The organism is Plantactinospora soyae, assembly GCF_014874095.1.
Lineage (GTDB): Bacteria > Actinomycetota > Actinomycetes > Mycobacteriales > Micromonosporaceae > Plantactinospora > Plantactinospora soyae.
This window is the reverse complement of sequence record NZ_JADBEB010000001.1, coordinates 7,801,152-7,821,959: the sequence shown is the minus strand read 5'-3', so window position 1 is coordinate 7,821,959 and position 20,808 is coordinate 7,801,152. Positions and strand designations below refer to the sequence as shown.

The window sequence follows — 20,808 nt, the reverse complement described above, 5'->3', positions numbered from 1 at the left end:
TCCGCCGCGCCCGCCCGTGGTCGGCAGCGGGCCGACCGGGGTGGCCGTGAACCTCCTTCCGTGGCCCGTCGCTCGTGATATGACTGCCGAGTGACGGTGCAAATCGGGATAAGGCGGACCGTCCGTGGCGGCGGATAACCGGGTCGGGCATATCGGTGACTCCACCAGCCGAGGGCGGGCCACCTACCTGGAGCTCTTCCTCGATCTGGTGTACGTCTTCGCGCTCACCCGGCTATCCCAGCGACTGACCGACGACTTCACCGTCAGCCGACGGACCCTCTTCTCCGAACTGGGGCAGACCCTGCTGGTCCTGCTCGCCCTGTGGCAGGTCTGGCTGCTCACCGCCTGGGTGACCAGCAGGTTCGACCCACGCCGGATCGAGATCCAACTCCTGGTCATCGCCTCGATGTTCGGTGCCCTGATCATGGCGGTGTCGTTGCCGCAGGCGTTCGGCGAGCGCGGCGTGATCTTCGCCAGCACGTTCGTGGCGATCCAGATCGGTCGCCCGCTCTTCCTGGTACTGCTGTTACGCGGCCATCCCCGCCAGCCGGCCTCGACCCGGATCCTGTTCTGGTCGGTGTTCTCCTCGGTCGGCTGGATCGCCGGGGCGCTGAACGGCGGGGCCGGACGCGGAATCCTCTGGACCGCGGCGGTGGCCCTGGAGTTCATCGGCGCCGCCCTGCGCTGGCCCACCCCCGGGCTCGGCCGGACCGACCGCGACGAGTGGCGGATCGGGGCGCCCCACCTGGCCGAGCGGTACCAGCAGGTCCTGCTCATCGCCCTCGGCGAGGCGATCCTGGTCAGCGGATTCGTGCTCAGCGCCGTCGGCTTCGCCGTCGAACGAACCGCGACGTTCGTGGCGACCTTCCTGACCACCGTCTTCTTCTGGCGGGTCTACTTCTACCAGGCCAGTCATCCACTGGCCTCGGCGTTCGACTCGTCCCGCGACCATCTGCGGTTCAGCCGCTCCTCCGGCTACACCCACCTGGTCATGGTCTGCGGGATCGTCTCCACCGCCGTCGGGTACGGCCTGCTCATCGCCGACCCGTACCCGTCGCACGACCTGACCTGGATCTCGATCATCTTCGGCGGCCCCGCGCTCTTCCTCGCCGGCCGGGCCTGGTGTGAGCAGGAGATGTCCGCGAAGGTCGCCTCGACCCGGTGGTACGGCATCCTCGCGCTCGCCCTCCTCACGCCGGTCGCCGCCTTCCTGCCCCTGCTGGTGGCGCCGTTTCTCGCCACCGCCGTGCTGGCCGGGATCGTCGTCGCCGACGTACTGCGCAATCCGGGGGAGCTGGCGATAGAGCCGAATCCACCCGTCTGAGCACGCCCGGGTCACCGGCCGGGCCGGAACGGGTCGGAAGCTGGCAGGATCGTACGACGTCATCCGACGGACGGAGGATCCGATGCTGTTGCCGGCACTGGGCGGAGCACTGCCCGACCAGCGGGAGGCGATCCGGGTCGGGGACCAGACCGCCTCCTGGGAGCAGATCCGCGACGCCGCCGCCGGGATCGCCGGCCGGATCGCCGGGGCGCCGGCGGTCGCCGTACACGCCACCGCCTCGCTGGACACCGTGGTCGCGATCGTCGGCGGGCTGATGGCGGGCGTACCGGTGGTGCCCGTACCGGCCGACGCCGGTCCGGTCGAACTGGCGCACATCCTCACCGACTCCGGCGCCGCGCTGCTGTTGGCGCAGACACCGCCGCCGGTCCCGCTGCCGATTCCGGTCGAGCCGGTCGACCGGGCGCGGCCGGGGCCGTCCACCCCCATCGCCGAACCTCCGGGTACGGCGACCGCGCTGATCCTCTACACCAGTGGCACCACCGGCGCGCCCAAGGGCGTCCTGCTCACCCGCGACGCGATCGGGTACGGCCTGGACGCCCTCGCCGAGGCGTGGGCCTGGACGCCCGACGACACGCTCGCGCACGGCCTGCCCCTGTACCACGTGCACGGGCTGGTCCTCGGTGTGCTGGGCGCGCTGCGGGTCGGCTGCCGACTGGTACACACCGGCCGGCCCCACCCCGACCGGTACGCCACGGCCGGCGGCACCCTGCTGTTCGGCGTACCGACGGTCTGGTCACGGATCGCCGCCGACCCGGTGTCGGCGCGGGCGCTGGCCCCGGCGCGGCTGTTGGTCTCCGGCAGCGCGCCGCTGCCGGTCCCGGTCTTCGACCGGCTGCGCGAACTGACCGGACACCGGCCCGTCGAGCGGTACGGGATGACCGAGACCCTGATCACGGTCAGCACCCGGGTCGACGGCGAGCGCCGGCCCGGACACGTCGGGCTGCCGTTGCGGGGGATCGCCACCCGGCTGGTCGACGACGCCGGCCAGCCGGTGCCGGAGGACGGCGAGAGCATCGGTGAGTTGCAGGTCCGGGGACCGACCCTCTTCGCGGGCTACCTCGGGATGCCGGAGGCCACCGAGGCGAGCCACGCCCCCGGTGGCTGGTTCCGCACCGGTGACGTGGCGACGGTGGGACCCGACGGGCAGCACCGGATCGTCGGCCGGGCCAGCATCGACCTGATCAAGAGCGGGGGATACCGGATCGGGGCCGGCGAGGTGGAGAACATGCTGCTGGCGCATCCCGGGGTCCGGGAGGCGGCGGTGGTCGGGGTGCCACATCCGGAACTCGGCCAGGAGATCGTGGCGTACGTGGTCGGCGACGGCGTCGCGGCGCAGGCGCTGATCGACTTCGTCGCCGGCCGGCTTTCCTGGCACAAACGGCCACGCCAGGTGCACCTGGTCGACGCGCTGCCGCGCAACGCGATGGGAAAGGTGCAGAAGCGGCAACTGCTGCCGTGACCGACGCCGCCGGCAGCCGGCGCGCTGCTCTACACCAGCATCGCGATCGCGAACGCCCCGGCCGGCCGCTCCCACCTGCGAGGTAGCCGGCTCCCGCCACGGCGTGAGCCGCCGAGGGGACCGGTCCGGCGAGGGTGACGGAATGACGGTGGAGCACAGGACGGGTCTCCGGCGCCGGCCGGTGACCAGCAGACCGGCGCCGGCCGGTGCCGCGTCGGCGACCGATGGCACCGGGCGGGCGTCCGGGACGACCGGCGTCGGGCGGACGCGACAGGTCGCCGGCTGGACCGCGGTAGCGGCCTCGGGGATCTACGTCGCCCTCAAGGTGCTGTGGATCTGCGGCAGCGGCATCGGGATCGATGACCTCGGTGACATCTCCCGAACCCGGTGGGTGCTGGACAACGCGCTCACCGGAACGCTCGGAGTGATCGGCATGATCGTCGGCCTGGCGACGGTGCGCCCGTGGGGAACCCGGCTGCCGGTGTGGCTGCTCGGCGTGCCGATGTGGGTCGGCGCCGGCCTGCTGGCCCCGTTCGTCGTCGTCCTCCCGGCGAGCGGGATCTTCTTCGCGCTCGGCTGGTGGGCGCCGACGTCGCCGGCCGCCGACAGCACACAGCCGCTGTTGCAGCCGTGGATCTTCCTGATCGTGTACGGCAGCTTCCTCGTGCTCGGCGTCGCACTCGCCATCGCCCTGGCGTTGTACGCCCGCGACCGGTTCGCCGTACTGGTGCGCGGGACCGTGGCGGAGGGCGAGGTCGGCGCCACGCACGGCGTACAGGTGCCGCTGGCCTGGCTCGCCGGGGTGTTGGCGGCCGGCCTGGTCATCTTGCGGCTGTACTGGGCCCTCGGCGGCACCGCCGGACTGGTGGTGGAGCCCCGGGCCGGCTGGCTCCGCTTCGGGGACACCGTCACGGCGTTCCAGGTGGCGCTCGCCGCGGCAGGACTCCTCGGCATGGTCCACCGGTGGCCGGCCCGGGGCCGGTTCGTCGTACCGCTGGTTGCGGTCTGGCTCGGTGGCGGCGGCATGGTCGGTGCGGGCTTTCTCGCCATGCCGACGATCCTGTCCGGTGACCGGTGGGCGCCACAGGGACAGACCTTCGCCGTCCACGCGTACGGCACATTCGGCACGGTACTGCTCGGATCGCTGGTCAGCGTCCTGACAGTGGTCATCCTGGCCGAACGCAAGGCGACGCTCGGCGTCGATCCTTGATCCACCCGGCCGGTCCCGACCGGGGCGCGGGTAGCGTGTTCGGGGGCACACCGACGACCGGCGGTCGCCACCGCACCGGCGCGAGATGCCATGGTGACGGAGGCCTCGTCGAGTTCGTCGAGAGACCCGACAGCGTCACAGCGGACCGGAGGAGCGCGCGTGCAGACCCGCACTGATCTCATCGAGGACCTCATGGGGCGCTTTCCGCACATTCCCCGCGAGGCGGTCATCAAGGAAGACCTGCTGCGCGGCGGGATGGCATTCGACGACTCGGCGCTGACCGACAACGAGGGCGGCGAGGTCAAGCCGAAGTCGTACTTCATCTTCTCGTTCGACCACCGCACCCTGCCGGAGCTGGGTTCGGCGGCACTGCGCCGGCCGCCCGAGGAGATCGTCCTGACCGGCGGCCCGTACGAGCTGCGCCGTACCGTCGTCTCGGTCCGGGTCAACCCGGACTCGCCGTACCGGGTGAAGGACGGCGGCGACGGCGTGCTCCGGCTCTACCTGGACGACCGCCCGATCGCCGACGTCGGGCTGCCGCCGATGCCGGAGTACTACCGGCACACCCTCGGCAACGGCAAGTCGGTGATGGAGGTCGCGCCCACCATCCAGTGGGGCTACCTGATCTACCTGACGGTCTTCCGGGTCTGCCAGTACTTCGGCGCCAAGGAGGAGTGCCAGTACTGCGACATCAACCACAACTGGCGGCAGCACAAGGCGGCGGGTCGGCCGTACACCGGAGTGAAGCCGGTGGACGAGGTGCTGGAGGCGATGGAGATCATCGACCGGTACGACACCGCCGGCGCCTCGCACGCGTACACCCTCACCGGCGGCAGCATCACCTCCAAGGTCGACGGGCTGGCCGAGGCCGACTTCTACGGCCGGTACGCCAAGGCGATCGAGGAGCGCTTCCCCGGCCGGTGGATCGGCAAGGTCGTCGCGCAGGCGCTGCCCAAGGCCGACGTGCAGCGGTTCCACGACTACGGCATCCGGATCTACCACCCGAACTACGAGGTCTGGGACAAGCGGCTGTTCGAGCTGCACTGCCCGGGCAAGGAGCGGTACGTCGGTCGCGAGGAGTGGCACCGCCGGATCCTCGACTCCGCCGAGGTCTTCGGTCCACGTAACGTCATCCCGAACTTCGTCGCCGGGATCGAGATGGCCGAGCCGTACGGCTTCCGCACGGTCGACGAGGCGATCCAGTCCACCACCGAGGGGCTGCAGTACTTCATGTCCCGGGGGATCACGCCACGCTTCACCACCTGGTGCCCGGAACCGACCACCCCGCTCGGCAAGATGAATCCCGCCGGCGCACCGCTGGAGTACCACATCCGGCTGCTGGAGGCGTACCGGGCGACGATGGAGGCCAACGGGCTGAGCAGCCCGCCCGGCTACGGCCCGCCCGGGGCCGGCAACGCGGTCTTCTCGGTCAGCTCGTTCATGGACACCCTGCCGGCGAACTGAGGTCGCGGCGACAGGTGCTCAGCGCAGCTCCTTGGCGAACCAGTGGTCGACATAGGGGTCTTCGTTGTACGCCGGTGTCTCCCGATAACCGTGTCGGGCGTAGAGCCGGCGGGCCTCGACGAGGTCGTGCCGGGTAGTCAGCCGCAGTCGGGTGACTCCGTGCGCGCGGGCCAGCCCCTCCAGGCGGCGCAGCAGGCGGGAGGCGATCCCGTGACCGCGTGCTGCGGGCGCGACGAAGACCCGGTGCACCTCGGCGCCGTACGCCGGTAGCAGCCGTAGACCGGCGCAGCCGACCGCCACGGCATCCAGCCGGGCCACCAGGAACCAGCCGTGTGGCGGCGCCAGGTCGTCGGCCGGGTTGTCCCGCAGCAGCGTGTCGATTCGCTCCGGTGACACCGGCCGCCCGTCGTAGCGGCTGACTATCTCGTCGAAGTAACACCGGAGCAGGTGGCGGGCCTCCGTCGACCCCGGTGGCACCAGGGCGATGCCCCGGTCTAGCTCAGCTGCGCCGGTCGTACCGTCGGCCATCCTGGCACCTCCGTCCACGATCTCGGGCGGCTCACCCCTGGCATGATCCACCTGCCGGAACGGCGCCGCCTCCCTCGCGCGGGGGAGGCGCCTCCCTCATACCGGGGCGGCGGTCGCCGACGCGATGCGCGAGCTACCCGCCGGGCCGGGTGGGACCGTCCGGCTGGGGGAGCTCACGTTCTCCGGGGCGGTGGCGCCGGCCTGCAAGGACGTCGGACGACACCTCAGATAGCGGACGGCCCGCGAAACTCATTCGGAGACGGTGTTCTCCGTCGAGGGCACGCCGTCGGTGCAGGTGATGGTCATCTGCACGACCCGGTTCCCGTGCCGGAACGCGGCGGTGGCCGCTGTCGCCGGGCCGGCGTCGACCTGCTCCACCTTGTACGGCCGGGTCGCCGCCCAGGACAGCAGCCGCGCGTCCCCGTCCGGGGTGCAGGTCGCCCGGACCGAGCCGCCTTCCGACGACAGGGTCCGCTCGTCCACCGGAGGCTCCTCGGGAGAGGCCGGTGGGGTCCCGGTCGTCGGCGCCGGTGTGCCGCCGTCCGAGGTCGGATCGGGTTGGCCGGACTGCACCGTGCCGGCATCGGAACCGGGCGAGCCCGAGCGGGCCGGCGGTACGCCGACGACCGGGGTGCCGCCGCCGACGGGAGCCGTCGGTGCACCGGGGGCTGTTCCGGGCGTACTGGCGTCGACAACGGGCTGCCCGCTCTGACCCGGTCGCCCCGCTCCGGGCCACCGATTCTGCCCCGAGCCGGTCGGGTCGGCGAGCCAGACCAGCGTGCCGACCACGGCTACCGTCGCCACAGCGCCGGCCAGGGTGAGCGAGTGCCGCCGCGCCGGCCGACCGGCCCCGTTCGCCGGCCGGGACACCAGCACGATCGACGGTTCGCCGTCGACCACCGCCGGGGCCACCGAGTGGGAGAGTTCGTCGTCGACGATCCGCACCCCGGCAGCCCGGGCGAGGACGGCGGCCACCTCCCGGGCGGTCGGTCGCTGCGCCGGATCCTTCCGTAGACACCGCCGGCACAGGTCGCTGACCTTGGCCGGAACGTCGGGCAGCGACGGCAGCGGTGCAGGCTCGACGTACACGTGCGCCCTGAGCATCCCGGTCACGGTCTCCGCGCTCCACGGGGCACCACCGGCCAGCAGCCGGTAGAGGAGTACGCCCACGCCGTACACGTCGGAGGCCGGTTCGACCGCGTCGCCGCTGATCCGCTCCGGAGCCAGATAGCCCGGAGTGCCCAGTAACTCGTCACCCCACTCGTCCCCGTCGTTACGGCCCACCGCCGCGGCGATACCGAAGTCGACGACCTTCGCTCCGGCCGAGGTCACCATCACGTTGCCAGGCTTGATGTCCCGGTGCACGAGGCCCTGGTCGTGGGCGGCGGCCAGCGCCGCGGCCACCTCGGCACAGATCCGGAAGGCGACCTTCGGCGGCAGCGGCCCGGCGGCGAGACGCTGCTCCAGGGTGCTTCCCGAGACGAGTTCCATCACGACGTACGGGACGCAGGTCAGGCCGTCGACGGACTCGCCGTAGTCGTACACCTGGGCGATGTTGGGGTGCGAGAGCAGGGCGGCGGCCCGGGCCTCGTGACGGATCCGCCGCCTAGACGACGGGTCCTGGGCGTGCGGACCGGCCAGTAGCTTGACCGCGACGGAACGTCCCAGCACCTCGTCGCGGGCCCGCCACACCACCGCCATGCCGCCCTGACCGAGCTGGTCCTCCAGCCGGTAGCGACCGCCGAGCACCTGCTGGGAGTCCACCCTGACAGTTTCCTCCGGAACGACATCGACGCGCCGTCGCACACGCCGGGCCGAAAGGTGGCATTCCGCCGTCCGGCGCGGTGCCGTCGGCCCCTATTCGGGCAGGTGGATCGGCACACTGGTGACCACCACGCCGGGCAGGTCACGCAGGGCCCGGCGGAGCCGCAGCTCGGTCCTGGTGTGCAGGAGCTTGTGCCACAGGTGGCGGACCACGATCTCCGGCACCACCACGGTGAGGGTGACCTCCGGCCGTACCGTGTGCAGTGCCTCGACGTACTGGGCCAGCGGCGCGATGACGGTCCGGTACGGCGAGATGATCGTCTCCAGCCGGAGGTGGTCGCCCCAGGTCTCCCACTGCCGCCGGAACCGGTCGGCCTCCTCCTGCTCGGGACTGAGGTGTACGGCGAAGACCGGCTGCCCGAGTGAGGTCGCGTACGCCAGCGCCCGCATTGCGGCCAGGTTGAGCCGGGCGACCGGTACGACCACCAGGTGTCGTACCTCCCGTGGTGTCTGGTCCACCAGCAGGTCATCCGGCCCGGTCGACTCCGCCACCCGGTTCGGCCGGCCCATCGGATCCGGTCGGCCGCCCTGATCTGGGTCGGGCGTGTCCGGCGGGGGCAACGCGAGCGCCTGTCGCATGGCGTCGTAGTGCCACCTGATGTGCAGGCAGAGCAGCACCAGCAGCGGTACGGCCAGCACCACCACCCAGGCGCCCTCGACGAACTTGGTGATCGCCGCGGTGACCAGGACCAACCCACAGAGAAGTGCGCCGGTGGCGTTCAGCGCCGCCCGTCGACGCCAGTTGCGGCCCCGGTGACGTCGCCAGTGCGCCACCATGCCGGCCTGGGAGAGGGTGAAGGCGAGGAAGACTCCGACGGCGTAGAGCGGGATCAGCGACTGGGTGTAGCCGCCGAACGCGACGAAGACGAGCGCCGCCGCGACGGCCAGCGCGACGATGCCGTTGCTGAACGCGAGCCGGTCGCCCATGTGCAGGAAGCGCCGGGGGGCGTAGCTGTCCCGGGCCATGAAGAACAGCAGCCGGGGAAAATCGTTGAACGCCGTGTTCGCGGCCAGCAGCAGCACCATCGTGGTCGCCGCCTGGATCAGGGCGTACCACGGGCCGGTGGGGAACGTCCGGCGGGCGAGTTGGGAGAGCAGCGTCTCGTCGCCCCGGGGGACCAGACCGTTGAAGTCGATCAGGATGGTCAGCCCGGCGAAGAGCACCACCAGGATGCCGACCATCCAGGTGAGCGTCGTACGGGCCTGCCGCCACTCGACCGGGCGGAAGGCCGGCACGGCGTCCGCGACCGCCTCGATGCCGGTCATCGAGGACGCGCCGGAGGCGAAGGCCCGGAGTACGACCAGCAGGCCGAGACCCTCGACGGCGCCGACCGGCGGCGGTGGGACCGGGGTGAACCCGCGCGCCGCCGCCTGGGCCAGGCCGGCGGCGAAGAGCAGCAGTACGGCGGCGATGAAGAGGTACGTCGGCGCGGCGAAGATCTTGCCGGCCGCCCGTACGCCGCGCAGGTTGCCGGCGAGCAGTCCGGCGATCACCAGCAGGCCGAGGGGCACGGTGAACGGGGTCAGTCCGGGCAGCGCCGAGGTGATCGCGCCGATCCCGGCCGCCACCGACACCGAGACGGTCAGGACGTAGTCGAGGATCAGGCCGGCCGCGGCGGTCAGACCGAACCGGGGACCGAGGCTGTCGCTGGCCACCAGGTAGGAGCCGGCGCCGTGCGGATAGGCGTAGATGGTCTGTCGGTACGACGTACCGACCGTGATCATCAGCACCACCAGTCCGGCGGCGATCGGCAGGGAGAGCCCGAGCGCGCCACTGCCGGCCAGTACCAGGATGGCCAGCATCGCCTCGGGTCCGTAGGCCACCGAGGAGAGCAGGTCCGAGGAGAGCACCGGCAGGGCGACCAGCTTGCGCATCCGTTCCTGCAACACGGCGGCGCTGGCCAGCGGTGGCCCGAGCAGGACGCGCCGGAGCCGGGCCAGGGTCCGGCGCAACCGGGTGCCGGAGGCGTCCGCCGACCCGGTCGCGGTCAACTGGCCACGCCGCTCGGTCCGGAACATCTCGATCCGGCCCAGCCGGCCGAAGCGGCCCGGAGCCGGTGGACGCCGGTACTGCTCGAGGCTGGGGTCCAGCGGAAGTACGGCGTCCCGGGGCCGATGCCCGCCCAGGTCGGCCCGCCACCGCTGGCCGACGTCGTGCAGTGCGCCCAGTTCGGTCTCGCTCAGCGGGGGAAACTCGGCCGACGGGCTGAAGGTGATCGTCGGGTGCTCCGGCGGCGTCGAACCGTCCCCGTCCCGCTCCCGCCGCCCCGCGCCCATGCTCCGCCCCGTCCTCGGCCTCTCCCGCCTCGCACTGTCACCGATCCGGGCGACCGGCGGCACGCGAATGGCGATTTCCGGCCGGAAAAGGCCGGGGGAGCGGGCCGGGGAGGGCGGAGCAGCGGGCCGGGGAGGAGCGTCGGCGCCGGCCGGACCCCGACCGCGGGGCCGAGGAGACCACGACCGGCTACTGGATGTGCTCTTCCCAGATCCGGAGCAGGGCCGTGACGTCGAGGGTGCTGCCGGCGACCGTGGTCAGGTCGCCGACCATCGCCGAGTCGTCGTCGTCCCAGTAGATCACCTGCTGTCCGGCACCGTAGCTGTACCGGACCCGGGTGCCGGAACGCGGCTGGTCACCGGAGAACCCCTCGCGAGTGCCGTTGTACACGGTCGCGCGCTGGTCCCGGGACAGGTTCCGCCCCTCCCGGTCGGCCAGGGCCCGGAACTGGACCTCCCAGCCGTCGCCGGCACACGCGACGTACTCGGTGGCCCGCCCGCCGTACGTGTCCGGAATGCGCTGCTGGCAGTCGGTGACGTGATCGAGCCACGGACGGGCGAACGCGCGGAGCGCCGGGGACTCGATCACCTGCTCGTTGGCCCGTCCCGTCGCGCCGAGCGGGGGTTGTCGGTTCGCCTGTACCACCGCCACCACCCCGGCGACGACGAGTACGAGGAGCACGGCGGCGGCACCGATCCAGGTGCTCCGGCGCCGCTGCCAGGCGACGGCGGGCGGGCCGGGCGTGCGTGGCGTGCGGGGCGTGCCGACCGGGCCGACCGGGCCGACCGGGGCCACCGGCCGCCCGGGTGACGGGGCGCCGTCCGTCGGAGTGGGGTGTGCGGAGATCGGTCCGGCGTCCGGCGGTGCGGGCGGGGGCTGGCCCGTGCCGAGCACGGTCGCGAGCAGCGCACCCTGGGCGACGACCAGTTCGGGCTGTTCGATGATGGTGGGTGCCAGACCGAGCCGGCGGTGCAGGCTGGTGGCCACCAGGGGGACCCGGCTGGCGCCGCCGACCAGGAACAGCCCGGCCACCTGTGCCGGATCGAGTCCGCTGGCGGACATCGTCGCGGCGGTCAACGCCACGGTCCGCTCGATCGTGGCGTTCGCGGCGCTCTCGAACTCCTCCCGGGTCACGTGCACGTCCCGCTCGAAGATCGGCAGGTGCACCCCGGCGGTACTGCGTCGGGACAGTTGCTCCTTGGCCGCGCGGGCCTCCTCCCAGAGCGCCTGCCGATGCCGTAGGTCCGGCTCGGTGCCGGGTCGGGTCAGCCGGTGCCAGCGCTCCTCGTCGGTTGCGGCGGCTGCGGCGCGTACCCGCTCGACGACGATGCCGTCCAGGTCGATGCCGCCGAGGTCGGCAAGGCCCTGACTGTCGGCGACGTCCCAGCCGCCGTCGGGCCGGCGCCGCAGGACCGCCACGTCGAAGGTGCCGGCGCCGAAGTCGTAGACGACGACGGCGGCGCCGGTCCGGACGGATCTGGCCAGGACCGTGGTGAAGTAGGTGGCGGCGGCGACCGGTTCGGCCAGCAGCGCGGGTCGGGGCAGCCCGGCCCGGCCGGCCGCGTGGACGAGGATCTCGCGGCGCCGGGGTCCCCAGGCCGCCGGATGGGTCAGCACGAGTTCGCCGATCGGGCGCCCCGCGACCCGGACCGCCTCGTCCGCACAGCGCCGCAACACGGCGGCGACCACGTCGACGACGGCCACCTCCGTGCGGCCCAGCAGGATGCTGCCCTCGTCGATCCGCCGTTTCGGGTACGGCTCCAGGCTGCCCGGATCCGTCCGGCCGGCGCGTACCGCGTCCCGACCGACGAGCAGCCGGCCGGTGGCGTCGGCGAGTACCGCCGAGGGAAGCAGCGGAGAGGTGTCGAAGAGCAGCGGCCGGCCCTCGTCGTCGCGCCACCGACACACCGCGACGGTGTGTGAGGTGCCGAAGTCGATCGCGAGTCGAGGGGCGCTGACCACGGTGCAGAACAATAGCGAAGCCGGACGTCCGGAGCCGGCGACCGGACCCGGTACGACGGCGGCCGACCCGCCCGGATCTCCGGGGCCGGTCGGCCGCAGACGGCGTACGCCTACACCCGGTTGTACTCCATGACCCAGTTGGTCTCCCAGGTCTGTCCAGCGTCGACGGAGAACCGCTGCTCCCAGCGCGCGGAGGTCGGGGTGATGTCGGACCACCTGAAGTGCGCCCGGATCGGGGTGCCCTCGTGCGTGTCGTCGCCGTAGAAGTCCCCGCAGCCGTCGGTGAAGGTGCCGACGACGGGCGGGTAGAGCAGCCCGGTACGGCTGCTCGCCCAGTAGAGCGACCACTCCTTGCGTTCGAGGTCGAACAGTCGGAGGGTCAGGCCGCGATTGCCCCGGCCGGTGAAGACGATCTCCTCGGTGTTGCCGCCGCCTTCGAAGATTCGGTAGCAGGTGCTGGTGGAGGAGTAGGTCTCCCAGTCGTCGCTGCCGACGAGCAGCGTCTTGAGCTGGCGGTTGACTATGTTCCAGGAGCCGATAAGGAAATCGAAGTCGTTCATGCCGTCGATCTTCTCAGCTATACCTGACAATGCTCGTCAGGTTCTCGGTCCGAGTTGCCCAACGACCCTTGTGGACACTGCTCGGAGGCGCCCTGACCTGCGTCGGTGGCCGGCAAGGGGCCGACGGATGGTGCTGTCAGCGCGGCCCGCCGGGCCGGCCCGCCCCCGTTTGCGGCGCACGGTGGCGGATACCACCTGAACCGGGGCAGCAGGCAGGTTGCGGCCATCAGTAGCATCGAGCCATGCCACACCAACCCCAACTCGCGGAGTCCGACTCCACCGAGGCCACCGAGGCCACCGAGGTGACCCCCGAGGGGCAGCCGACCGAGGCACCCGCGCCCACGAAGCGGCGCCGTACCAGGCGGATAGTCCTGATCACGCTGTTGGTGTTGGCACTGCTCGGCGCCGGTGGCGCGGTCGCGGCGGGCCTCTACGTGCGTTCGGTGGAGGGCGGCATCGAACGCGTGGAGGCGTTCGACGAGGTGCCCGCGGAGTCGCGCCCGGTCAAGGTGGCGCAGGATGCCAAGAACATCCTCGTCCTCGGCAGCGACACCCGTGACCCGGCGAACACCTCCGGTTCACGCAGCGACACCATCATCCTCGCCCACCTGCCCAAGGACCGGTCGAGCGCCCAACTGGTGTCGATTCCCCGGGACACCTGGGTGAACGTGCCCAAGAGCAAGGACGGCAAGCACGGCGGCCGGAACGCCAAAATCAACGCCGGGTACGCCTGGGGCGGTCTTCCGCTGATGGTGCAGACGGTCGAGAAGTTCACCGGGGTCCGGATCGACCACGTCGCGATCGTCGACTTCGCCGGCTTCAAGGAGATCGTGGACGCGCTGGGCGGCGTACAGATCACCGTCGAGGAGAGCTTCACCTCGACCCACTCCCTGCTGCCGGGTGGACGACGGGAGTTCACCAAGGGCAGGCAGACGATGGACGGTGCGAAGGCGCTGGACTACGCCCGGGAACGCTTCGCCTTCAAGGACGGGGACTTCGCCCGGATCCGGCACCAGCAGCAGGTCATCAGGGCGATCCTGGACAAGGCCGCCTCCGGTGGCACGCTCGCCAACCCGGCGCGACTGAACTCGTTCGTCAAGGCCTCCGCCGATGCCGTCTCGGTGGACAAGACCATGTCCATGCTCGACCTGGCGATGGAGCTGCGCCACCTGCGTAGCAACAACCTGACCTTCGTCACCAGCCCGACCCAGGGAACCGGTCAGGTCGGCGACGAGAGTGTGGTGTTCGCCAGGACCGACGAGGCCAAGAAGTTCTACGACGCCGTCCGCCGTGACGCGGTCCCGGAGATCCTTCGCGCCGCGAAGTAGCCCGTAGCCGCGTTCCGCCACCCGCACCAGCGACCGTCGTGAGCCGCCAGGTTACCGTCTGGTGGAGCGGCTGAGCCGGCCGTATTCTGCTGGCGACCGCTCGCGGCGTGAGGTGCTGCGCCGAGGGCACGGGGGAGGTCATGGAGATGTCGAGCTGGGGGGCGGTCCACCATGGTCCGGCGGCGGACCTGTCCGACAGCGATCCGGCCGGCCGACTGGCACCGGGCTCCGGGACGGAGGTCGGGACGGCGGACGAGGCTGACGAGGCGCGGAGCATTCCCCGCCCACGTACGCCGATCGAGCCGGCCGCCCCGGTCCGGACCCGATCCGGACTCGACACCACCGCCGTACTGCCCTATGCCGGGTCGGTCGCGTCGGGGCGTACCCGCCGGCTCCGCGCCTGGATGGTGACCGCTCCCGTCGACCTCGCCGCCCTGCTGGCACCGCTGATGCTCTCCGACCGCTACTGGCGCGGCACCCTGTTCGCGGCCGGGCTCACCGTCGCCATCTTCGCGACCGGCGGGCTCTACCGTGGACGCCGGCACATGAGCATCCTCGACGAGCTGCCCAATCTCGGCGGCCGACTGCTCGCCACCGCGGCCATCGTGGCGATCATCGCCGCGATGCGGCACGGATCGGTGGAGTACGTCGCCGGCTTCATGCGGGGGGTCGCCCTCTCCGCCGGCCTGGTCATCCTGGGCCGGGCGATCACCCGGAGCATGGTCCTGCTGGCCCGACGGCGACGCTGGGTGGAGCACAACGCCATCATCATCGGCAGCGGTCCGATCGCCGCCGAACTGGCCCGGCTACTGCGCCGGTATCCCCAGTACGGCCTCCGGTTCGTCGGCTGCGTCGACGTCGACGACGAGCAGGCTCCGGGGCGCCCGCCGCTGATCGGTACCCTCGACAACCTCGAACAACGGGTCGCGATGGTCGAGTGTGACGTCCTCATCGTCGCCGACCCGCACTGCCTGGAACCCCGGTTGATGGAGATCCTGGCCCACCCGGCGTACGCCCGCTGCGACCTGTGGACCGTGCCGAGGCTGTGGGGATCCCGCTCTCCCGGCGGACTGCCCGACCACATCGGTGCGATCCCCGTCGTGCAGATCCGCCACACCACCCTGTCCGGCCCGCGGTGGATGGCCAAACGGGCGTCCGACATCGTGCTGGCGTCGATCGCGTTGGTGCTGCTCAGCCCGGTCATCGCGATCTGCGCGCTGCTGACCCTCTGCGAAGGGGGCCGGGGCATCTTCTTCCGGCAGCAGCGCATCGGCAGGTACGGCGAGCCGTTCGACGTCATCAAGTTCCGTACGATGCGACCCCGGGACGACCACGAGTCGCAGACGAGATGGTCGATAGCGGGCGACCTACGGGTCGGGCCGATCGGCCGGTTCATGCGCCGTACGTCGCTGGACGAGCTGCCGCAGCTCTGGAACATCCTCCGGGGCGACATGACGGTGGTCGGCCCCCGGCCGGAGCGCCCGTACTTCGTAGAGAAGTTCTCCGCCGAGCACCCGGACTACGCGATGCGGCACCGGGTCCCGGTGGGGCTCACCGGCCTGGCCCAGGTGAGCGGACTACGTGGCGACACCCCGATCTCCGACCGGGCCCGGTTCGACAACTACTACATCGAGAACTGGTCGCTCTGGCTGGACACGAAGGTACTGCTCCGGACGGTCGCCGAGGTGTTCCGGGGCGGTGGCCGATGACCGGGCGGGCGCCGGGCCCGGGGCGATCCGCCGATCCGCCCCGGTAACGGTCAGTCGGAGGGTACGAAGGGCAGCAGTTTTCCCTGGTAGCCCTCCAGGTAGCGGGCCGGGTCCGCGCCCAGCACGGAGCCGAGGACCGTACCGAAGACGTCCCGGAAGTCCACGGTGGCCTTGAGGTCGCCGTCGTCCAGATCGGTCAGGCTGGGCTGCTCGCCGTAGAACCCGCCGACCACCCGGGGCCCCAGGACGAAGACGGGCCCGGCAGTCCCGTGGTCGGTGCCGTCGGAGGCGTTCGCCCGGACCCGCCGGCCGAACTCGCTGTAGACGACCACCACCACCTGCCGTCCGGCATCGGTCTCGGCCATCCTGGCCACGAAGCTCGTCAGGGCCTCGTCGAGCTGCTTCAGCAACACCTCGTGTCCGGCCCGCTCCTCGGCGTGGGTGTCGAATCCGCCCAGGCTCACCGAGTAGACCTGGGTCGGCACACCGACCTCGACGCAGCGGGCCACGAGCGCGAGCTGGGCGGTGAGGGCGTTCTCCCCACCGGTGCTCGTGGCCGGCACGGCGGGTTCGTCGCCCGCATCCGGCGTTTGGGTCGGCTGCCCGGCCGCCCGGACCACGTCGCCCATGGTGAGCAGGTCCGCGAACGAGGCCGCGGCGCGGGCCTGCATCTCCGGCTCGTTCGGCTGACTGCGGCCCAGGGCCGCGACCAGGTCGGGACTGATCCAGTCGGGCAGGGTGAGGCCTCGGTAGCTGACGCAGGCGCCGATCCGGGACCTGCCCACCAGCAGGGGCGGAAGCACCGGCTCGAAGCTCACGGCCGCCTCGACGGGTGCGTTCACGCCGTCGAGCCACCGTCCCACCCAACCTGTCGGCGCGGGGCTGCCCGGCGACGCGGTCTGCCAGATGTCCATCGACCGGAAGTGGCTCCGGTCCGGTTTCGGGTACCCCACCCCGAGCACGATGCCGAGCCGTTTGGCGTCCCAGAGTCCCTTCAGGCCACGCAGCCTGGGGTTGAGCCCGAGCTTGTCGTCCAGCCGCAGCACCTCGCGGGAGGCGTACGCCAACTCCGGCCGGGCCGAGTGGTAGGCCCGGTCCGCGTACGGGATGACGGTGTTCAGCCCGTCGTTGCCGCCGTAGAGGGTGACCAGCACCACCTTGCTGGTCTGCCGGGTCGGGTCCGGGGGAGCCGCCTTCGACGAGGTGCCCAACAGCCGGGCCAGGCCGATCGCGCCGGCACCGGCCGCCACCGCGCCGCCGCTCAGCACCCCGGAGGCGACGAGAAACCGACGTCGGGTGAGCGCGTCCATCTCAGGTCACCAGGTATTCGGGGCTGACGAGTCCGAGCGTCAGCAGCAGACGTGCGTTTCGTACGTCGCGCAGCACGGCGTAGGTCCTGTCGGTCCACTTGTCGATGCAGAGAATGTACGCCACGTCCTCCGGAGTCAGCCGACCCGGCGTGAGCTGGCTGGCGAGCTTGCCGGCCAGGCTCAGCCGCACCTGCGCACCGGCCGAGGTCAACCAGGTGGCCCCGGCCGGCCAGCCGCCGACGCTGGGCGGTGCGAACGGTCGTTGTCCGAGTCCACCGAGTCCGTCGATGAGCTGGGTCAGGGTCTCGGCGGGGATCCTCGTCGGACGCAGCTCCAGTTGCCGCATGGCGCCGACCAGCCACTCGATGGGTTGCTTCACCATCGTGTCCCGGGTGGTGGCGAACGCCTCGTCCGTGTAGAGGGCGCGGAGCATCGACATCGGGGCCGGAAACGCGCCGGCCATCCGGGCACTGGTCCGATCCGGAACGGGCGTTGTCGACGAGGCGTAGCGGAACCACAACCTGGAGGCGATGAACCGTACGCACTCGATCCGGCCCAACAGCAGGTTCACCACGCTGGTGGCGGTGAACTTCTCGGTCGAGCCGAGGATCGTCTTCCGTCCGTTGTCGTGCTCCCGGGGGTCGAGGACCGAGGTCGCGGCGCGCAGGTTGATCCGCCAGCCGGTGAGCGCCCGACCCACCTCCTTGACGTCCCGTTCGGTGTACTGTCCGTGCCCCAGCAGGAACAGTTCGAGCAGCTCACGGCCGAGGTTCTCGTTCGGCGCCCGCTTGGTGTTGAGGTGCCCGTCCAGCCAGTAGACCAGGGCGGGGTCGACGATCATCCGCCGTGCGGTGTCCGCGATGTCGCGTGACTCCCGGAGGCTGCGGTGCTGCGCCAGCATGAGCTGCGGGCTCTTGACCTTCGTCACCGAGGTTGCCCAGTGCCCGTGCCAGAAGAACAGCAGCTTCTCGACGGCCTGGTGGTTGGCCACCACCATCCGCTCCAGCCACCACCGGGTGATCAGATCCGTCTGCGTCTTCCGGATCCGGTCGGCCTCGGCGCGTTGCCGGCTGGTCGGGTTCGGGTTCTCGGCGTACGGGTCCAGCCCGAGGTCCGGCATCGGCGCGCTGCTCGCCCCGATGTCGGGCCCGAACGGGGCGACGAGGGTCGACACGGTCGCCTCGTAACCGGCCTGCCGCGCCGCGGCCAGTTCCGCGGCGGTCGGACCGAAGCCGGCCCGACGCAGCAGCAACGCGACGTCGTCGGTCATCCTGCAACCATAGGTGGCGAGCACGTCGATCGGCACTCGGGCCCGAACCGACGCCGCTGATGGTCGGGGTCCTGGTGCTGCTGTATCATCCCGGCCTGGAACTGGCTGGTTCGGTACCTGCGGGAGAGTCCAAGTTGGCATGTCATGGCGTCCGGCCCGCGAACCGCGCCCGCATTGGTCGGTCTCCGGCGAAACTCCCGGCGACGTGATCCCGACCGGGCGGCAGTCGGACCTCGGCAGGTCCTGCGAGTTTCGTCCGCTCCGCGGTCGTTCGGTCGCACTGGTCCACGAGTGGTTCGGCGCGACGGGCGGGTCGGAGGAGGTGTTCCGGCGCATCGCCGACCTGGTGCCGCACGCCGAGCGCTTCGTGCTGTGGAAGGACCGCGACGTCACCGAGCCCGGCCTCCGCGAGTCCTGGCTGGCCCGGACCCCACTGACCCGCAGCAAGGCGCTGGCGCTGCCGCTGATGCCGCTCGTCTGGCGGACGCTCACCCGGGAACGCTACGACGTCGTCATCTCCTCCAGTCACGCGTTCGCGCACACGGTCCGGCTGGGCTCACCGGAGCAGACCCGGTACCTCAGCTACGTACACGCCCCGGCGCGCTATCTCTGGAGCCCGACGTTCGACGGCCGCGGCGCGAGTCCGCTGCTGGCCCCACCCCGACGGGTCTTGCGGGCCGCGGACGTACGGCTCAGCCGGCATGTGCACAGTTACGCGGCGAACTCGCGCGAGGTGCAGAACCGGATCCGGCGCTACTGGCGACGCGACGCGACGGTGATCAATCCGCCGGTCGACACGGACTACTTCGCCGCCGCGCCAGCGGTCGACCGGAGCCAGTCCCGGGACTATCTGCTCGGGGTGGGCCGATGGATCCCGTACAAGAACTTCGACCTCGTCATCGGGATCGCGGAAGCGGCCGGGCTGCCGCTCGTGCTCGCCGGCTCCGGACCGGAGGAGACGAACCTGCGGCGGCTGGCGGACCGGGTCGGCGTACCCGTCACGTTCGAGGTCATGCCCGGCAAGGAGAGGTTGCGGCAGCTCTACTGGGGGGCGCGGGCGTTGCTGTTTCCGGTGCACGAGGACTTCGGCATCATCCCGGTCGAGGCCCAGGCGTGCGGTACCCCGGTGCTGGGACTGCGCCGGGGCGGCCTGTTGGAGACGGTGACCGACGGGGAGACCGGCTTCCTGGTCGACTCGTTGGATCCGGCGGACTTCGCCCCGCTCGTCCGGCGGCTGCCCGAGCTGATGCCCGAGCGGATCCGGAACCATGCCACCGCTTTCTCCGGCCAGGAGTTCGCGGCGAGGATGTCAGCGTGGATCGACCATGAGTCTCGCTGACGGCGACAGCCCGGTGCCGGACCAACTGTTCGGCCCGGCCGACGGCGACCCGGCCGGACCGTCGGCGATGACGGTGCTGCACGTCAGCCACACCGCGCAGCGCGGCGGCGCCGAGTTGGCCCTCGCCCGGCTGCTCAGCCAGCAGCAGCGGCACTGGCTGGCCCGGCTCTGCACGCCCGGTAACGGCACCGCCTTCGACGCGTTGACCGCGCACGGCGTGGTACTGGAGCGGAACCTGCCGGCGCTGCCCACCGGCGGCACCCGGGGCGGAAGCCTCCTGCTCGCGGCGCGTTACCTGCGTGCCCTACAGGCCGGCGCCGGTGTGCTGGGACGCAGCCGGCTGTTCCGGGACGCCGATCTCGTGCACGCCAACACGGCCGCCGCGGCGATCTGCTCCGCGTTCGCCGACCGGGGCGGGACCAAACCGTTGGTCGTGCACCTGCGCGACCTCGTCACGGCCGAGAGCCTGGGCCGGTTCGGCTTCGGGGCGTTCACCAGGATCGCGTTGGGCCGGGCCGACGGCGTGATCGCCAACTCGCGTACGACGCTGGCCTCGGCCGAGCAGTGGCTCCGGCCCGGACTGCCCAGGATGGTGATCCAGAGCCCGGTCGGCATCGATCGGCGGGTCACCGTTCCCCGTCCCGCCCCGGCGGTACGGCGGATCGGCATGGTCGGGCGGCTACAGCGGTGGAAGGGTCAGCACGTCTTCCTCCGCGCGTTCGCACTGGCCTTCCGGGGCACCGACGTACGGGCCCGGATCGCCGGAGCACCGCTGTTCGCCGAGACGGCCTACGAGACCGAGATCCGTCGCCTCGTCGCCGAACTGGGCATCGTGGACCAGGTGGATCTGCTCGGTCACGTCGACGACGTACCGGGCTTCCTCGACTCGATCGATGTGCTGGTACACGCGTCGACCAGACCGGAACCGCTGGGACAGACCGTCATCCAGGGACTGGCCCGGGCACTGCCGATCGTCGCCACCGAGGGCGGCGGGCCGGGGGAGTGGATCCGGTCCGGCGTCAACGGCCTCCTCGTACCCCCGAACGATCCCGAGGCGCTCGGCCAGGCGTTGCTGAGGCTGGCGGACTCGACGCAGTTGCGGGCCGGGCTGGCCGCGGGCGCGGCGGCGACGCCGGGGATCCGTACCGACGAGGAGTGCCGGAGCTTCCACGCCGGGTTCTTCCAGGCGGTCCGGCAGGCGCGACCGAACGCGGGCGGGAAGTGA

The 20,808-nt window shown here is 71.6% G+C and carries 15 protein-coding genes; 8 read left to right on the top strand and 7 right to left on the bottom strand.

The annotated features are described in order from the left end of the window. The first annotated feature begins 124 nt into the window (after window positions 1-124). The 4 genes from H4W31_RS34355 to H4W31_RS34340 all read left to right on the top strand — a co-directional run bounded on the left by H4W31_RS34355 (window position 125) and on the right by H4W31_RS34340 (window position 5,478). Entirely contained in the window at window positions 125-1,324 is a 1,200-nt protein-coding gene (locus H4W31_RS34355) for a low temperature requirement protein A (protein WP_192770410.1), read from the top strand. Between the two features lie 82 nt (window positions 1,325-1,406). Then, window positions 1,407-2,804 (top strand): acyl-CoA synthetase, encoded by a 1,398-nt coding sequence (locus tag H4W31_RS34350; RefSeq protein ID WP_192770409.1) that lies wholly within the window; start codon window positions 1,407-1,409, stop codon window positions 2,802-2,804. A gap of 181 nt (window positions 2,805-2,985) precedes the next feature. Beyond that, entirely contained in the window at window positions 2,986-4,014 is a 1,029-nt protein-coding gene (locus H4W31_RS34345; protein WP_192770408.1) for a hypothetical protein, read from the top strand. A 159-nt stretch (window positions 4,015-4,173) separates the two neighbouring features. Further along, the gene (locus H4W31_RS34340) at window positions 4,174-5,478 is read left to right on the top strand and encodes a radical SAM protein (RefSeq protein ID WP_192770407.1); all 1,305 of its coding nucleotides are present in this window, start codon (window positions 4,174-4,176) and stop codon (window positions 5,476-5,478) included. 18 nt (window positions 5,479-5,496) lie between these two features. Here H4W31_RS34340 and H4W31_RS34335 read toward each other — a convergent pair whose 3' ends face one another. From H4W31_RS34335 to H4W31_RS34315, 5 genes are all read right to left on the bottom strand, one after another. Continuing rightward, window positions 5,497-6,006, bottom strand: coding sequence for a GNAT family N-acetyltransferase (locus H4W31_RS34335; RefSeq protein ID WP_192770406.1), 510 nt, complete (start codon window positions 6,004-6,006; stop codon window positions 5,497-5,499). A gap of 249 nt (window positions 6,007-6,255) precedes the next feature. Continuing rightward, a complete protein-coding gene (locus H4W31_RS34330; RefSeq protein ID WP_318783565.1) occupies window positions 6,256-7,770 on the bottom strand; it encodes a serine/threonine-protein kinase in 1,515 nt (504 codons plus the stop codon). A 93-nt stretch (window positions 7,771-7,863) separates the two neighbouring features. Continuing rightward, window positions 7,864-10,107 carry an APC family permease gene (locus H4W31_RS34325; RefSeq protein WP_192770405.1) on the bottom strand — a complete coding sequence of 748 codons (2,244 nt, stop codon included), beginning with the start codon at window positions 10,105-10,107 and terminating at the stop codon, window positions 7,864-7,866. A 187-nt stretch (window positions 10,108-10,294) separates the two neighbouring features. Further along, a complete protein-coding gene (locus H4W31_RS34320) occupies window positions 10,295-12,067 on the bottom strand; it encodes an Hsp70 family protein (RefSeq protein WP_192770404.1) in 1,773 nt (590 codons plus the stop codon). Between the two features lie 110 nt (window positions 12,068-12,177). Further along, the gene (locus H4W31_RS34315; RefSeq protein WP_192770403.1) at window positions 12,178-12,627 is read right to left on the bottom strand and encodes a hypothetical protein; all 450 of its coding nucleotides are present in this window, start codon (window positions 12,625-12,627) and stop codon (window positions 12,178-12,180) included. Window positions 12,628-12,869: 242 nt separating this feature from the next. Between H4W31_RS34315 and H4W31_RS34310 the strand changes: the two genes are divergently transcribed. Then, a complete protein-coding gene (locus H4W31_RS34310) occupies window positions 12,870-13,955 on the top strand; it encodes an LCP family protein (RefSeq protein ID WP_192770402.1) in 1,086 nt (361 codons plus the stop codon). Window positions 13,956-14,101: 146 nt separating this feature from the next. After that, window positions 14,102-15,664, top strand: a complete 1,563-nt coding sequence (locus tag H4W31_RS34305; protein WP_225945826.1) for a sugar transferase — start codon at window positions 14,102-14,104, stop codon at window positions 15,662-15,664. A 50-nt stretch (window positions 15,665-15,714) separates the two neighbouring features. Here H4W31_RS34305 and H4W31_RS34300 read toward each other — a convergent pair whose 3' ends face one another. Both H4W31_RS34300 and H4W31_RS34295 read right to left on the bottom strand, forming a co-directional pair. Next, on the bottom strand, window positions 15,715-16,974 hold the full coding sequence (locus tag H4W31_RS34300) for a DUF1501 domain-containing protein (RefSeq protein ID WP_192770401.1): 1,260 nt from the start codon (window positions 16,972-16,974) through the stop codon (window positions 15,715-15,717). Between the two features lies 1 nt (window position 16,975). Then, on the bottom strand, window positions 16,976-18,244 hold the full coding sequence (locus H4W31_RS34295) for a DUF1800 domain-containing protein (RefSeq protein ID WP_192770400.1): 1,269 nt from the start codon (window positions 18,242-18,244) through the stop codon (window positions 16,976-16,978). Window positions 18,245-18,566: 322 nt separating this feature from the next. Here H4W31_RS34295 and H4W31_RS34290 point away from each other — a divergent pair, with 322 nt between their 5' ends. Further along, window positions 18,567-19,583 carry a glycosyltransferase gene (locus H4W31_RS34290; RefSeq protein ID WP_318783564.1) on the top strand — a complete coding sequence of 339 codons (1,017 nt, stop codon included), beginning with the start codon at window positions 18,567-18,569 and terminating at the stop codon, window positions 19,581-19,583. Continuing rightward, window positions 19,570-20,808 carry a glycosyltransferase gene (locus tag H4W31_RS34285; RefSeq protein WP_192770398.1) on the top strand — a complete coding sequence of 413 codons (1,239 nt, stop codon included), beginning with the start codon at window positions 19,570-19,572 and terminating at the stop codon, window positions 20,806-20,808. Before H4W31_RS34290 ends, H4W31_RS34285 begins: the two co-directional genes overlap by 14 nt.